We start from the raw sequence: 14,165 nt of genomic DNA, 5'->3' as shown, positions 1-14,165 counted from the left end.
CGGTCTAGCGCGGCGCCGATTCGGGATGCAGCCGCGGGACCCGTGGGTGTGCTAGGCCCGCCGCCGTGACCCGCCTCGTGCGCACGTTCGTGGCCGACACCGGCGAGGTGGATGCCCTGCTGCGCCCGCGCGACGACATCGTGCTGGAAACGCCTGCCGAGACGCTCGGCGGCAGTCACCGCTTCGAGCTGGCGGAAGGGCCGTTCACCAGCTACTCGCGCCTGGTCGAGGTCTCGCGGGCCGCGGGGCAGCCGGCAGGCCAGGTGCGCAGCTCGCCAGACAGCGTTGCCGCCCGCCACCAGGTCACCGAGACGGTCGAGTGGCGGCTGGCAGTGCCGTGGTTCGGCCCGGCGTTCAACATTGCTGTCCGGCGCGCGATGCGCACGGGGCGCACCGGTGACGGCACCCAGCCCATCTGGGCTCCGCCGCGGCGCTTCACGCCGCGCGCCGCGACGGTGATGGCCATGCTGGCCGCGGCGGCGATGCTGAGCGGCTACCTGGCGAACGCGCCCTCCGAGCTGCACACCTACGCCGCAGACGAATTCGGCGCGGATCAGGCCGCCCAGGGGCTGCTGGGCGCAGTCGTGCGCATCGGGACGCTCTTGGCGATCGGGGTGTCAGTACTGGCCGATCGGCACGGCCGGCGGCGCATCGTGGCAGGCGCCATGGGTGTCGGCATCGCTGCGGCCGCGCTCGCGGCGCTGGCGCCCAGCATGGTGTGGCTGGGCGCATTCCTGCTCATCGGACGCACGGCGAATGCCGCGCTCGGCGCCACGGTCGTGGTGATGGCACTGGAGGAGATTCCCGCCGGCTGCAGGGCATGGTGCCTGTCGGTGCTGGCCATGTCGGCTGCGCTGGGTGCAGGCGTGGTGGTGTGGCTGCAGCCGATCTCGGATCTGGCGCCGTGGGCATGGCGTCTGCTGTTCGCCTTCCCGCTCGTTGCGCTGGCGGCTGCACGACCCCTGCTGCGCAGGTTGCCGGAGAGCCGACGATTCGAGACACGCGGCCGGAATGTGGTGCTCAGCGGCTACTGGCGGCCGATTGCGCTGCTGGGTGCCATCTACTTGGCATTCGGCCTGTTCCTGGGACCTATCGACTGGTTCCGCAACGAGTACCTGCGCGACGAGCACGGGTTCAGCGCTGCGCTGGTGTCGCTGTTCGTGCTGGGCACAGCGACACCCGCCGGCCTGGCCGTGTACGCAGCGGGGCGGCTTGCCGATTCCCGGGGGCGGCGCATCATCCTGGCGGTCGCCTCGGTCCTCGGGCTTGGCTCGCTGGTGGCGATGTTCAACGTGTCAGGCGCGGCACTGTGGCTGGCGGGGCTCGTCGGGGCGATGCTGTCTGCGGGCTTGCTGCCTGCACTCGGCGTGTACCGCGGCGAGCTGTTCCCGACCGCCCTGCGAGCGCGGGCCGCAACTATCACCGGTGCGATGGGCGTCGTCGGCGCCGCTCTCGGCGTCCTGATGGCAGGTTGGCTGCGCACGGCGTGGGGCAGCTTCGGCGAGGTGATCGCGCTGTTGTGGGCGGGACCGCTGCTGGCCGCGGCCGTCGCCGTGACGTGGCTGACCGAGCACAGCAGGCAGGAACTGGAGGAGCTGCATCCCGCCGACGCCGCGGCAGACCCCGAGGGCCCATGGCCGCCGCGACTCTGAGCGTGTGCGCGACGGAGGCGGTCCGGACATGGTGAGACTGCAATGACGGCTGTCGAAGCCCTGCTGCTGACGCCGGGTGCCGGGGGCGGCGCGGATCATCGCACGCTGGTCGACATCGACGCTGCGTTGACTGGGCGCATTGCGGTGCGCCGACATGACTTCGCCTACCGGCGGGCCGGGCGGCGCGCACCGCCGCGAGCCCCGAGCGTCGCCGCCGAGCTGGCAGGCGACCTGCCTCAGATAGCGGCCGATCTGGGCGTGCCGCAGGACGGCTTGGCTATCGGCGGCCGGTCGTTCGGCGGCCGTGTGTGCTCGATGGCGGTAGCTGACGGCACCCCCGCCGCTGGCCTCGTGCTGCTCAGCTACCCGCTGCACCCGCCCGGACGGCCCGAGCGTCTCCGTACCGAGCACTTCGAGCGGATCGGCGTGCCGTGCCTGTTCGTCTCGGGCACACGCGACCCGTTCGCCACGCCTGACGAGCTCAGCGAGCACGCCGGAGCCATCGTGGGCCCGGTCACGCTCCGCTTCGTTGACGGCGCCTCGCATGACCCCAGCACGATCGCGGCGCGCCGGGCCATCGTCGAACACATCGGCGACTGGCTCGACGCGCTCGGGCGCTGAACTGGCCCGTGTTGCCTGAGGGCGGCGAGTAAGGCGCCGAACGCACAACGCTGTTTTGCCTGTTCGGCGGGAATGCGCGGTTCTGCCGAATTCGGGCATGGGTCCCGGCATACAGCGGCTCACTCGTCGCTGTGCCAGCCGAGACGGACGCAACGTCGGCAGGCCGGCTGGGTGCCGCCGACGAACGCCTGATCCGCGTCATCGGCCGCATGCCGCTGGCGAGTGCTGGGAACCTGGCGCCGATCCTGGGGGCGGACGAGCGCCGGGTGCGAGCCAGACTGGGTTCGCTGCGACACGCGGGCTGGATCGCCGCCATGAGCGTCGGCATGACTGTGCCGCGGCAGCAGCGCTGGTTTCTCACGGGCTTGGCCGCTCGGACGCTGTACGCCCACGATGACCGACCCGGCCCGGATGACCCATCGCCGTTTTCATTCCCGGATGACCTGCCAGCCGACCCGGCGACGGCTGCCGTTCGCGAGCGTCTGCCGTGGACGGCCACCTCGCGGGGCCTGCGCACCTGTGTGCGGCGGCTGGCGTCGTTTGAGCTGATGTACCGGATCGCTCCCCGATTGGTGCGCTCGGGCTGGCTGCGTGTGCCCGAGGCCGATGCCGGCGGGCCAGCCGATCTCGCCATGACCGATTTCCGGCTGCTGCGCTTCGGCGGCTGGTTTCATGCCGTCGCGCACTACAGCGATCGCTACTGGGTGTCGTTCACCTACGTGGGCTTGCACGTCACAGAGCGGGCCCTGCGGCGCAAGCGGGCGCATCGCTTCTGGGGACTCGATGCGTACTCGGCCGACCATGACGCCCACGAGCGAGCCGCGGACCGGGTCTTCTACGGCGATCCCATGTACGACGCGGTGCCGTCCGCGCAGGTGATCCTGGCTGCCGATTCGTGGGCGGCTCACCTCGCGCAACTCGAGTTCGCCCGCAGCGCCCGGCCGCTGATCTGCACCCCCGACGGGCTGTGGGGCGATCCCGTCGAGCTGCGTCCCTCAGGCGACCGCGTCGGCGATCCCGTCCTGCCGATGGAAGTGGGGCGAGCAGAACAGCTGAGGCGCTGGCGTAACGTCAACCCCGACGTGGTGGCCATCACCGAGCCGCTCACCTACACCACGTTCATGGCCATCGCGCAGTTCCCGGCAATGCAGGGTGACCAGCTCAGCCGGCTGTTGAGCGCATCACCACGGCGGGTCAACACGGCGCTCGCCACACTCGTCGAGGTCGGGCTCATCGACCGCTTCGACGGCCACTGCTATCTCACCGAACGCGGTCTGCGGCGGGCGGCCAACGCGAGCCGGCTGCTGGCCTCCGCGCTCATCCGGCGCCACGGCGCGTACCTGATCCCCACTTTCAGGAACCGCCAGCGGCGCCACGACGACGGCGTCAACCGGCTCGTCCTGCAGTTCGCCGCCGAGGGCGCAACTGTTTTCGTCGGCTGGAGAGGGGAGATCAACGTGCCGGGTGTCACCCAGATCAGGCCCGACCTGGTGGTGCTGGTCTCCGACGGGCCGCTCGGCGGCGGCGCCTACTGCCTCGAGTACGAGCGCAGCGCCACCACTCCCTCGGAGGTCATCGACAAGATCAGGCCCTACCGCAAATGCGCTGCTGTAGGACGCCCCGCGCCCCTGCTGATGGTCTGCGAGACCCCCCAGGCTGCTCAGCGGTTCGCCGAGTACGACTCGCTGCTGCCGCTGCTGGTCACCGACGGCGACGCCGTCGAAGCAGGCCGGCTCACCGGCGACGCCACCGCCTGGCGGCAACGCGACACCGACACCGTGTCGCTGCACTGCAGGCGAGCATCGAGCGTGCGATGAGCGCTCAGCCTCCGGGCGGGGCCTCGTCGGCGCAGCGGCTCTCAGCGGTCGATCTCTGCGACGATCATCTTGGCGATCTCGAGGCTGGAGGTGGCCGCGGGACTCGGGGCGTTCAGCACGTGCGTGCTGCGGCCCGCAACCGTGACGGCGAAGTCGTCCTCGAGCTCGCCGCTGGCATCCATGGCCTGGGCACGCACGCCTGCGGGCGAGCGCACGAGATCGTCGGCTTCGATGTCGGGCACCAACCGCTGCAGCGCCCGGGTGAACGCAGCCTTGTTCAGCGAGCGCCACACCTCTCCCGCCCCCGTGCGCCAGTAACGCCGGGCAAGCCGCCACAGGCCGCGATTGGTGACGTGCTCACGCAGCTGAGCCCTGCTGATGTCGCTCCAGCGGTAGCCCTCGCGGGCCAGGGCGAGCACCGCGTTGGGGCCGGCGTGGATCGTGCCGTCGATCATCCGGGTCAGATGCACACCCAAGAACGGAAAGCTGGGATCGGGCACCGGGTAGATCAGGTTGTTGACAAGATGCGACCGCTCGGGCACCAGCTCGTAGTACTCGCCGCGGAAGGGGACGATGCGGTAGCCGTCCGCTGCTCCGGCGAGCCCGGCCACCTGATCGCACCGCAGTCCCGCGCAGTTCACGAGCCATGTCGCCTCCAGGTCGCCGGAGGTTGTGGTGACGCGCACGCAATCCGCCGCCGGCGCGAGCCGGACGACCGCTGTGCCCGTCCTCAGTTCCCCGCCGGCGGCCTCGATCTCGTCGATGAGCGCACGGCACACCGCCCTGTAGTCGACGATCCCGGTACTGGGGACCAGCAGCGCCGCTATGCCGGCGCAATGCGGCTCGAGCTCGCCAAGACGGCGGGAGTCGATCAGCTCCGCAGCGACGCCGTTGCTCACGGCACGCTCTGCGAGCGTCGCCAGCCGCTCCCGCTCGGAACTGTCCACCGCCACGATGACCTTGCCGCACACCTCGTGCGGAATGCCCCGCTCCCGGCAGAACTCGACCATGGAACTGCGGCCGGCAACTGCGAGGGCAGCTTTGGCCGAGCCCGGCCGGTAATACACGCCGGAGTGCAGCACGCCCGAGTTGTGGCCCGTCTGGTGCAGCGCTGGCCGCTCCTCAGCCTCGCACACCACCACTTGGCTGCCCGGATGGTCGGTCAGAAACCGGTGTGCAGCGGCCAAGCCGATGATGCCCGCTCCGACGACGGCGAGATCGGCGCGGGCCGGCGAGGTCGATGCGCTGCTCATCGGGGCGAAGCTACCGGCGTGGCTGCCGTGGGTTCTGAACTGGCGACTAAACGAGAAGGCTCAAATCTGCGCGCATCCTCTAGGGTCGGCGGCGATGAATGACAATCGCAGGTCTCGCAGCGAGAGGGGTCGCGCCGACGGTCCGGACCTCAGCCGTCAGGCACCCGATCGCAACCTGGCGCTGGAACTGGTGCGCACAACGGAGGCCGCGGCCATGGCGGCTTCCCGCTGGATGGGCCGCGGCGACAAGGACGGCGCCGACGGCGCCGCCGTGGACGCGATGCGGGTCGTGCTGTCCACGGTGCCCATGGACGGCATCGTCGTCATCGGCGAGGGCGAGAAGGACGAAGCGCCCATGCTGTTCAACGGCGAGCTGATCGGCGACGGCACCGGGGCTCTGACCGACGTGGCAGTGGACCCGATCGACGGCACCACCCTGACCTCGCTGGGCAGGGGCAATGCCATCGCGGTCATCGCCGTCTCGCCGCGCGGCACGATGCTGGATCCCGGCCCATGCGTGTACATGGAGAAGATCGCGGTCGGTCCCGACGCCAGAGGCGTCGTCGACCTCAACCGCACGCCCACGGAGAACCTGCGGGCGATCGCCGAGGCCACCGGACAGGGTCTGCGAGACCTCACCGCCGTCGTGCTCGACCGCGATCGTCACACCGAGCTGATCCGGGAGATCCGCGAGACCGGCGCACGCATCAGGTTGATACCCGACGGCGATGTGGCCGGAGCAATCTCTGCTGCCGCCAGCGACTCCACCGATGTGCTGTTCGGCATCGGCGGCACACCGGAGGGAATCATCTCGGCTGCGGCGCTGAAGTGCATGGGCGGCGAGCTGCAGGGTCGGCTCTGGCCCCGCAACGATCATGAGCGCCAGGAAGCGATCGATGCCGGCTACGACCTCGACCAGGTACTGCATATCGACGATCTGGTCCAATCCGACGATGTCTTCTTCGCTGCCACCGGCATCACGGATGGCGAATTGCTGCAAGGCGTGAAGTTCACCGCGCACCGCGCCACCACTGACTCGCTCGTGATGCGCTCCCGCAGCGGCACCGTGCGCCACATCAAGGCGACTCACGACATCGACAAGCTCAGCGCCTACGCCGCGGTGGACTTCACCTGAGCCATGCCTGAAGACAACGACCTCGAAGAAGGCACAGCGGCCCGCATCGATTTCGACAAGGTCGCTCAGATCGGACGTGACGGCCACCAAGTAGTACCCGTCGTGCTGCAGGACGCCGACAGCGGCGACGTGCTGTTCATCGGTTACGCCAACGACGAAGCGCTCCGGCTCACGTTCGAGCGTCGCAGCGCCGTACTGTATTCCACCTCACGCAATGAGATCTGGCACAAGGGAGCCACTTCGGGCGACACGCTCTCGCTGGTGGACGTGCGCGTGAACTGCGAGCAGAACTCGCTGCTGTACCGGGTGCGGCGCGACGGCGGCGGCGCCTGCCACACCCGCGACGCCGATGGTTCATCGCGCCCCGGCTGCTACTACCGGGCGGTCGAGGGCCCCAGTCAACTGCGTCACTTGGACGGCTGAGCCGCCGCGTGCTGAGCGGCGCCGTTACTCGTCGAAGTTCTCCGGCATCAGCACGAACTCCGGGTACGCCTCGATGCCGAGCTCGCCCGAGTCCTGCCCGAGCTGTTCCACCGTCTTCGACACCCGCAGACCCATCACGAGGTCCAGAACCTTCCACACGATGAACGATGCGATGAACACGAAGGCGCCCACCGCCACGCCCAGCAGCTGAATGTGGAGCTGGGCGCCCGCTGCGATCGCGGTAGCGAGTGTCCCCCAGATGCCGCAGACGAGGTGGGCGGGGATCGCGCCGACCACATCGTCCACCTTGATGAGCTCGAGACCCTTGATGGCGGCTGTGCAGATGACACCGCCGATGGCGCCGATGATGATCGCCCACCAGTGGTCGGTGATGTGCGGGCCGGCGGTGATCGACACCAAGCCGGCGATGGCGCCGTTGAGCCCGGCGAACAGGTCGATCCGCCCGAGCAGGGTTCGTGAGACCGCCAGGGCTGCGACCACGCCGGCCGCAGCGGCCAAGTTGGTGTTGACCAGCACGTTGCTCATCGCGACGGCGTCGAGCACGCTGCCGAGCGCAAGCTGTGAACCGCCATTGAAGCCGAACCAGCCCAGCCACAGGATGAAGACGCCCAGCGTGACGATCAGCACATTGGATGGCGGCGTGGGCCGAACCGACCCATCCTTGCGGAACTTGCCGAGCCGGGGGCCGACCACCAGCACACCGGCCAGCGCGGCCCAGCCGCCGGTGCTGTGCACGATCGTCGAGCCGGCAAAGTCCTGGAAGCCCTGCTGTGCCAGCCAGCCGCCGCCCCACGTCCACGCGCCGACGATCGGGTAGATGATGGCCGTCAGGATCAGCGTGAAGGCGAAGAACGACCACATCTTGATGCGCTCAGCGATGGCGCCTGAGACCACCGACGCCGCAGTCGCCACGAACACCATCTGGAAGAACCAGTCCGACATGAACGAGTAGCCCTGTGCGGCAACGGCTGCTTCCGCACCCGCATCACCGCCGATCAAGGCCAGCTCGTCGGCGCTCGGCCCGTAGAGGAACGTGAACGAGCCCCACAGATCGCCGACATCGACGTACATCAGGTTGTAGCCGACGACGTAGAACGCCAGGCCGGCGACCGAATAGATGCCGATGTTCTTCAGGCAGATCATCGACGCGTTCTTGGTGCGGACGGCGCCGGCTTCGAGCATCGTGAAACCGGCGGCCATCCACATGATCAGCGCGCCCCACACCAGGAACATGAAGGTGTTGAGGACGAACTGACCCGTGGGCTCGATCATGAGAAGTCCTTTCGGGGCTGCTGCAGGACTCTCACATGTTTGCAGGCACCGCGCGGGCGCCACGGCATTGCGGCGAGATCAGGAAGCCCCGGCGACCTCGATGCGGGTCTGCGCCCATGCCAGCGCTGCCTTGGCTTCGTCATCGTCGGCATCGGCCGCGACTGCGGCCTGCGCGGATTCGAGGTCAGCCTGCGCTGCGGCGACGTCGATCTCGTCGGCTGCATACGCGGCATCGCTGAGGATCGTCACGACGTTGTTGCTGACTTCCACGAAGCCGCGGTTGAGCGCCAGCGTCACGATGCCATCGGAGGCCCAGAGCTGGGTCTGCCCGATGTCGAGGGCACCGATGAAGGCGGCATGGTGGTCGAGGAACGCGATGTCGCCGTCGACCGTGCGCGTCACCACCTGGCTGCACTCGCCGCTGAACAGCACGGCCTCGGGTGAGACGAGTTCAACCTGCATCAGATCAGCCTCGGGCCGGCCGCGTCGCTCAGGCTCCGGCCTGCGCCAGATCGCGGGCCTTGGCCATCGCCGACTCGGCATTGCCGACGTTGAGGAACGCCTGCTCGGGCAGGTCGTCCAAGTCGCCGTTGCACAGCATCTCGAACGACTCGATGGTTTCCGAGACCGGCACGAAGATGCCCGGCAGGCCGGTGAAGACCTCGGCGACGAAGAACGGCTGGCTCAAGAACCGCTGGATCTTGCGCGCCCGATCGACCGTGATGCGGTCTTCCTCGGACAGCTCGTCGAGGCCCAGGATGGCGATGATGTCCTGCAGCTCCTTGTAGCGCTGCAGGATCTCCTGGGTGCGACGTGCCACGTTGTAGTGCCGGTCGCCCACCACCTCAGGGCTGAGGATGGTGGAGGTGGACGCGAGCGGGTCCACTGCCGGGTAGATGCCCAGCGAGGCGATCTGCCGGCTCAGCTCGGTGGTCGCGTCGAGGTGCGTGAAGGTCGTGAACGGCGCCGGATCGGTGTAGTCGTCGGCTGGCACGTACACGGCCTGCAGCGATGTAATGGAGTGACCCGACGTCGAGGTGATGCGCTCCTGCAGCTCGCCCATCTCGTCGGCCAGGTTGGGCTGGTAGCCCACTGCTGAGGGCATCCGCCCCAGCAGGGTGGACACCTCCGAACCGGCCTGCACGAAACGGAAGATGTTGTCGACGAACAGCAGCACCTCCTGGCCCTGCACATCGCGGAAGTACTCGGCCATGGTCAGCGCAGACAGCGCGACACGCAGCCGCACGCCGGGCGGCTCGTCCATCTGCCCGAAGACGAGCGCTGTCTTTTCGAGCACGCCGGATTCCTCCATCTCGAGATAGAGGTCGGTGCCCTCACGGGTGCGCTCCCCCACGCCGGCGAACACCGACACGCCGCCGTGCTGGGAGGCGACGCGGTTGATCATCTCGGTGATGAGCACTGTCTTGCCCACACCTGCGCCGCCGAACAGGCCGATCTTGCCGCCCTCCACGTAGGGCTCCAGCAGGTCGATCACCTTGATGCCCGACTCGAACATCGTGGCCTTGGGCTCGAGGGTGTCGAAGGCGGGCGCAGGGCGGTGGATCTCCCAGCGGTCGGCGATTCCCTCGGTGTCGCTGGTGATGTCGGCGCCGTCCAGCGGCTGACCGAGCACGTTGAAGATGTGGCCCAGCACCCCGTCGCCCACCGGAACGGTGATGCCCTGGCCGGTGTTGACGACCGTCATGCCGCGTGTCAGTCCGTCTGTGGCCTTCATCGACACGATGCGGACGCGGTTATCGCCGATCTGCTGAGCCACCTCGCCGGTGATGGTGACCGGCTGGCCCTCCAGCTCCACGTGCATCTCCACGGCGGTGTTGATCTCGGGGATCGCACCGGGCGGGAACTCCGCGTCGACAACCGGCCCGGCAATGGCCACCACGCGGCCATCGGCGTGCTCGGCGCTGCCGTCGGTGGTTCTCTCTTCGGTCATCGTCATTGCTGTCACTCCTCGCGCAGAGCGGAGACTGGTTGGATTGCTAACGGCCGCGGAACAGGTCCGCTGTACGGGCTTCGATGGTGTCTGAGAGCAGGTCGACTTCGCCGCCGGCGGTCTGGGCGAGCGCCTCTGCACCACCGACGATCTCCATGATCTCGGTGGTGATGGCGTCCTGGCGGGCGCGGTTCATGACGCGCGTCAGGTTGGTCTTGAGCTCCTCGGCGTTGTCGGTGGCCGCCTTCATGGCGCGCTGGCGGGCCGCGTGCTCTGACGCCGAGGCTTCGAGCAGCGCCGAGTAGAGCCGCGCCTCCGCGTAACGCGGCAGCAGCCGCTCGAGAATCGCGGCGGGTTCGGGCTCGAACTCGTAGCCGCCTTCGGGACCGCCGGCTGAGCCCGCGGTGTCATCAGCGTCGTCGAACTCGCCGGCGTCGAGCGGCATGAATGGCACGATGGCGACCGACTGATTGCCCATGGAGTGGAACTGGGTGTAGGCCAGCATGACCCGTTGGCAGCCGTTCTCGAACAGCTCAGTCGCCGCCACGGCAACCTGCTGGGCGTCCGCGTAGCTGGGCTGGTCGCTGAATCCCTCGAAACCCGCTGCGATGCGGAAGTTGCGAAAGCGGAAATACCCCAGTGCCTTGCGTCCAGACAGCACCAGCTCGTAGTCGCGGCCTTCCGCAGCGTCGGCGGCGATAGCCCGTTCGGTGGCCCGCAAGACGTTGTTGTTGTAGCCACCGCACAGGCCGCGGTCAGCGGCAATGACTACGTAAGCGACCTTGGAGACCTCAGCGGGCTCGCGCAGGAGCGGGTGATCTGCTTCGCCACCAGCGGACGCCAAGTTGGCGATGACGGCCGTCACCTTGTCGCTGTAGGGCCGCGCTGCGCGAACGCGCGCCTGCGCACGGACAATTCGTGATGCCGCGATCAGCTCCATGGCGCGCGTGATCTTCTTGGTGGCATCGATCGACCTGATACGACGCCGAAGAATGCGCTCCTGACCGCTTGCCATCGGTGCTCAGACCCCGCTCAGTCCTCGCTCGCAGCGTCGTCGTCGCCCGAGCTCGTGGCGTCGCCACCGTCCGCGTCGGCGGATGTGGCGAACTGGGCCGTGAAGGCCTCAACGGCAGCCTGCAGCGCTGTCCCGTCGACATCGCCACTCGAGCGGATGTCGGACATCAATGCGCTGTGCCGCGTACCCATGTAGGCGAGCAGCTCGTCCTCGTACCGGTTGACGTCATCGACGGGAATGCCGTCGACATAGCCGTTGGTGCCCGCATAGATGACGACGACTTGCTCCTCGACTGGCATCGGCGAATTGAGCCCCTGCTTCAGCAACTCCACCAAGCGGTATCCCCGGCCGAGCTGGGCTGCGGACACGGCGTCAAGCTCAGAGCCGAACGTGGCGAATGCCTCGAGGTCTCGGAACTGGGCGAGGTCGATCTTGAGTGTGCCCGCCACGCTCTTCATGGCCTTGGTCTGCGCGGCGGATCCCACCCGCGAGACCGAGATGCCCACGTCCACCGCAGGCCGCACGCCGGACTTGAACAGGTCGTCCTGGAGGTAGATCTGGCCGTCGGTAATCGAGATGACGTTGGTCGGGATGTAGGCCGAGACGTCGCCTGCTTTGGTCTCGATGATCGGCAGCGCCGTCAGCGATCCTGCGCCGTTGACATCGGACAGCTTGGCGGCACGCTCGAGCAGCCGGCTGTGGAGGTAAAAAACGTCGCCCGGGTAGGCCTCACGGCCCGGCGGTCGGCGCAGCAGCAGCGACATCTGGCGGTAGGCCTCGGCCTGCTTGGACAGGTCGTCATAGACGATGAGGGCGTGGTCGCCCGTTTCCATCCAGTGCTGGCCCATGGCGCAGCCGGCATAGGGCGCCAGGTACTTGAACGGGGCAGGGTCAGACGCAGGCGCCGAGACCACCACCGTGTATTCCATCGCGCCCCGCTCGCGCAGCGTGTTGACGACCTGCGCCACCGTCGAGCCCTTCTGCCCGATAGCGACGTAGATGCACTTCACACCCAGGCCAGCCTGATTCAAAATGGTGTCGACTGCGACCGAGGTCTTGCCGGTCTTGCGGTCGCCGATGATCAGCTCCCGCTGTCCTCGGCCAACCGGGGTCATCGAGTCGATGGCCTTGATGCCGGTCTGCAGCGGCTCGTGTACCGGCTTGCGGCCCATCACGCCGGGCGCCTGGATCTCCATGCGCCGCTCGACGGCACCGGCGATCTCGCCTTGGCCGTCGATCGGCTCCCCCAGCGCGTTGACCACGCGCCCGAGCACCGCATCGCCTACGGGGACCGACAGGATGCGGCCCGTGGCCCGGACCGCCTGACCCTCCTCGATGTGCTCGACGCTGCCGAGCACGACTGCGCCGATCGAATCCTCGTCGAGGTTCAGTGCCAGGCCCACATCCCCGCTCTGGAACTCGAGAATCTCGTTTACCGAGCAGCCGGGCAGGCCCGACACACGGGCGATGCCGTCGCCGACTTCGAGAATGCGGCCGACGGTGCCGGACTCGATCGCCGGGTCGAAGCCTTCGAGATTCCGGCGAATCGCGGAGGTGATGTCGCCAATATTGATGCTCAAGTCGGTCACGACAGGCGCTCCTTCATCTTGTCCAGCCGGGTGCGAACCGAGCCGTCGAAGACCGTGTCGCCGATCTGAGCGGTCAGTCCTCCGATGATCTCGGGGTCCACTACGACATGGACGGTCACGTTGCGGCCGCTGGCTCGGCTGAGCGCCCCGGCTACTCGGGCGATTTGCTCCTCGGTGAGCGCGACAGCCGAGCGGACCTCGGCCACGGCGCCTCCTCGCGTGGCCGCCGCCAACGCGAGAGCTTCATCCGCTACGGCGTCGATGTCGCCGCCACGGCCGGCTCCGACCAGCATCGCCACCACGTTGAGGGTGACCGGCGATGCCTGGTCGGCCAGCAGGTCCTCGACGATGCCGATGCGACGCGAGGCCGGCACCGAGCGGTCCGACAGCACGCGGCGCAGTTCCTCATTCCCGGCAGCCGCGCGGCCCACCGCGGACAGCTCTTCGGTTACCCGGTCGAGCACGTCCTCAGCCTGTGCGATGGCCACGACGGCGCTGGCGTACTGATCGGTTCGCTCGCTCATTGGTCGATCCTGGCCTGCGTCATGATCATGAGTTCAACTCCTGTCCCCATCCGGCGCCCGCTGTTCCTGCTGAACGGCACCGGCGGGCGACTGCGGGGAGGTTCAGTTCCCCACCCGTTCGATGTAGTCCTCGATGAGCTGGGCGTGGGCCGCCTCGTCGATGCTGGCGCGCACCACCTGCTCGGCGGCGCCCACGGCGATGGACGTGATGTCGGACCGCACCTCGGCCATGGCCCGTTCACGGGCGGCCTCGATGTCGGCTTCGGCCTGCGCCCGTCGCTCGGCGATCTCGGGCTCGATGGCCGCGAGGCGTTCCTGACGGACTGCTTCTGCCGCCGCCCTGGCCTCCTCGATGATGCGCGCCGCTTCGGCATTTGCCTCGGCGATACGGCTGTCATAGGACGCACGCAGCTCTTCGGCCTCAGCCTTGGCGCTCGCAGCAGCGTCCAGGTCGCCCTGGATTCGCTCAGTGCGCGCCTCCATTGCGCGCCTGATCGGCGGCAGCGCGAGCTTCCACATGACGATGAAGAGGAGGAGGAACGCGATGGAACCCCAGATCACCTCAAACCATTCGGGAATGATCGGGTTCGAGGCGGAGAGCAGTCCCCCGGCTACAGCGGTGTTCACTGCCGCCTCCTACGCGAAGTTCAGCAGGATGAACACCACGAAACCGATGAGGGCCAGTGCCTCAGTGAACGCGATGCCCAGGAACATGGTCGTGCGGGCCATGCCTGCTGCTTCGGGTTGGCGCGCCATCGCTGTGATGGCATTGCCGACGACCAGACCGATGCCGACGCCGGGGCCAATGGCCGCAAGGCCGTAGCCCAAACCGGCGCCGACAGCCTTGAGGCCGTCGACCGCGTTGTCCGCTTGTGCGAGCAATTCGATCACT

General features: G+C 68.2%; 14 protein-coding genes. 5 read left to right on the top strand and 9 right to left on the bottom strand.

What is annotated here, in order from left to right; all coding sequences use genetic code 11:
* Nucleotides 1-65: 65 nt before the first annotated feature.
* The 3 genes from ACOGXE_RS12065 (at nt 66) to ACOGXE_RS12055 (ending at nt 4,090) form a co-directional block, all read left to right on the top strand.
* Nucleotides 66-1,652, top strand: a complete 1,587-nt coding sequence (locus ACOGXE_RS12065) for an MFS transporter (RefSeq protein ID WP_419931157.1) — start codon at nt 66-68, stop codon at nt 1,650-1,652.
* Between the two features lie 42 nt (nt 1,653-1,694).
* Nucleotides 1,695-2,273 carry an alpha/beta family hydrolase gene (locus ACOGXE_RS12060; protein ID WP_419931156.1) on the top strand — a complete coding sequence of 193 codons (579 nt, stop codon included), beginning with the start codon at nt 1,695-1,697 and terminating at the stop codon, nt 2,271-2,273.
* A 131-nt stretch (nt 2,274-2,404) separates the two neighbouring features.
* On the top strand, nt 2,405-4,090 hold the full coding sequence (locus ACOGXE_RS12055; RefSeq protein WP_419931155.1) for a hypothetical protein: 1,686 nt from the start codon (nt 2,405-2,407) through the stop codon (nt 4,088-4,090).
* A 41-nt stretch (nt 4,091-4,131) separates the two neighbouring features.
* Here ACOGXE_RS12055 and lhgO read toward each other — a convergent pair whose 3' ends face one another.
* Nucleotides 4,132-5,343: an L-2-hydroxyglutarate oxidase gene (gene lhgO, locus ACOGXE_RS12050; RefSeq protein WP_419931154.1), complete on the bottom strand. Its 1,212-nt coding sequence runs from the start codon at nt 5,341-5,343 to the stop codon at nt 4,132-4,134.
* Nucleotides 5,344-5,437: 94 nt separating this feature from the next.
* Between lhgO and glpX the strand changes: the two genes are divergently transcribed.
* Entirely contained in the window at nt 5,438-6,478 is a 1,041-nt protein-coding gene (gene glpX / locus ACOGXE_RS12045) for a class II fructose-bisphosphatase (protein WP_419931153.1), read from the top strand.
* A 3-nt stretch (nt 6,479-6,481) separates the two neighbouring features.
* The gene (locus tag ACOGXE_RS12040; protein WP_419931152.1) at nt 6,482-6,901 is read left to right on the top strand and encodes a phosphoribosyl-AMP cyclohydrolase; all 420 of its coding nucleotides are present in this window, start codon (nt 6,482-6,484) and stop codon (nt 6,899-6,901) included.
* Between the two features lie 24 nt (nt 6,902-6,925).
* Here ACOGXE_RS12040 and ACOGXE_RS12035 read toward each other — a convergent pair whose 3' ends face one another.
* From ACOGXE_RS12035 to atpE, 8 genes are all read right to left on the bottom strand, one after another.
* Nucleotides 6,926-8,194 carry an ammonium transporter gene (locus ACOGXE_RS12035; protein ID WP_419931151.1) on the bottom strand — a complete coding sequence of 423 codons (1,269 nt, stop codon included), beginning with the start codon at nt 8,192-8,194 and terminating at the stop codon, nt 6,926-6,928.
* Between the two features lie 78 nt (nt 8,195-8,272).
* Nucleotides 8,273-8,656, bottom strand: coding sequence for an ATP synthase F1 subunit epsilon (atpC, locus tag ACOGXE_RS12030; RefSeq protein ID WP_419931150.1), 384 nt, complete (start codon nt 8,654-8,656; stop codon nt 8,273-8,275).
* A 28-nt stretch (nt 8,657-8,684) separates the two neighbouring features.
* The gene (gene atpD / locus ACOGXE_RS12025; RefSeq protein ID WP_419931149.1) at nt 8,685-10,151 is read right to left on the bottom strand and encodes a F0F1 ATP synthase subunit beta; all 1,467 of its coding nucleotides are present in this window, start codon (nt 10,149-10,151) and stop codon (nt 8,685-8,687) included.
* A 40-nt stretch (nt 10,152-10,191) separates the two neighbouring features.
* A complete protein-coding gene (locus tag ACOGXE_RS12020; RefSeq protein ID WP_323671797.1) occupies nt 10,192-11,160 on the bottom strand; it encodes a F0F1 ATP synthase subunit gamma in 969 nt (322 codons plus the stop codon).
* 17 nt (nt 11,161-11,177) lie between these two features.
* Nucleotides 11,178-12,749: a F0F1 ATP synthase subunit alpha gene (gene atpA, locus ACOGXE_RS12015; protein ID WP_419931148.1), complete on the bottom strand. Its 1,572-nt coding sequence runs from the start codon at nt 12,747-12,749 to the stop codon at nt 11,178-11,180.
* The gene (atpH, locus tag ACOGXE_RS12010; protein WP_419931147.1) at nt 12,746-13,273 is read right to left on the bottom strand and encodes an ATP synthase F1 subunit delta; all 528 of its coding nucleotides are present in this window, start codon (nt 13,271-13,273) and stop codon (nt 12,746-12,748) included. Before atpH ends, atpA begins: the two co-directional genes overlap by 4 nt.
* Nucleotides 13,274-13,375: 102 nt before the next feature.
* Nucleotides 13,376-13,900 (bottom strand): F0F1 ATP synthase subunit B, encoded by a 525-nt coding sequence (atpF, locus tag ACOGXE_RS12005; RefSeq protein WP_419931146.1) that lies wholly within the window; start codon nt 13,898-13,900, stop codon nt 13,376-13,378.
* A 9-nt stretch (nt 13,901-13,909) separates the two neighbouring features.
* Nucleotides 13,910-14,164 (bottom strand): ATP synthase F0 subunit C, encoded by a 255-nt coding sequence (gene atpE / locus ACOGXE_RS12000; protein WP_419863934.1) that lies wholly within the window; start codon nt 14,162-14,164, stop codon nt 13,910-13,912.
* Nucleotide 14,165: the final 1 nt, after the last annotated feature.

Origin of the sequence: Candidatus Poriferisodalis sp., from assembly GCF_965208555.1 — a bacterium.
Lineage (GTDB): Bacteria > Actinomycetota > Acidimicrobiia > Acidimicrobiales > Poriferisodalaceae > Poriferisodalis.
This window is presented reverse-complemented; position numbering and strand designations above follow the sequence as displayed.

Excerpts from the sequence above, each read along its gene's own strand:
- ACOGXE_RS12060 (WP_419931156.1), top strand. The coding sequence starts at position 1,695 with ATGACGGCTGTCGAAGCCCTGCTGCTGACGCCGGGTGCCGGGGGCGGC.
- lhgO (WP_419931154.1), bottom strand. The coding sequence starts at position 5,343 with ATGAGCAGCGCATCGACCTCGCCGGCCCGCGCCGATCTCGCCGTCGTC.
- glpX (WP_419931153.1), top strand. The coding sequence starts at position 5,438 with ATGAATGACAATCGCAGGTCTCGCAGCGAGAGGGGTCGCGCCGACGGT.
- ACOGXE_RS12040 (WP_419931152.1), top strand. The coding sequence starts at position 6,482 with ATGCCTGAAGACAACGACCTCGAAGAAGGCACAGCGGCCCGCATCGAT.
- ACOGXE_RS12035 (WP_419931151.1), bottom strand. The coding sequence starts at position 8,194 with ATGATCGAGCCCACGGGTCAGTTCGTCCTCAACACCTTCATGTTCCTG.
- atpC (WP_419931150.1), bottom strand. The coding sequence starts at position 8,656 with ATGCAGGTTGAACTCGTCTCACCCGAGGCCGTGCTGTTCAGCGGCGAG.
- atpD (WP_419931149.1), bottom strand. The coding sequence starts at position 10,151 with ATGACGATGACCGAAGAGAGAACCACCGACGGCAGCGCCGAGCACGCC.
- ACOGXE_RS12020 (WP_323671797.1), bottom strand. The coding sequence starts at position 11,160 with ATGGCAAGCGGTCAGGAGCGCATTCTTCGGCGTCGTATCAGGTCGATC.
- atpH (WP_419931147.1), bottom strand. The coding sequence starts at position 13,273 with ATGAGCGAGCGAACCGATCAGTACGCCAGCGCCGTCGTGGCCATCGCA.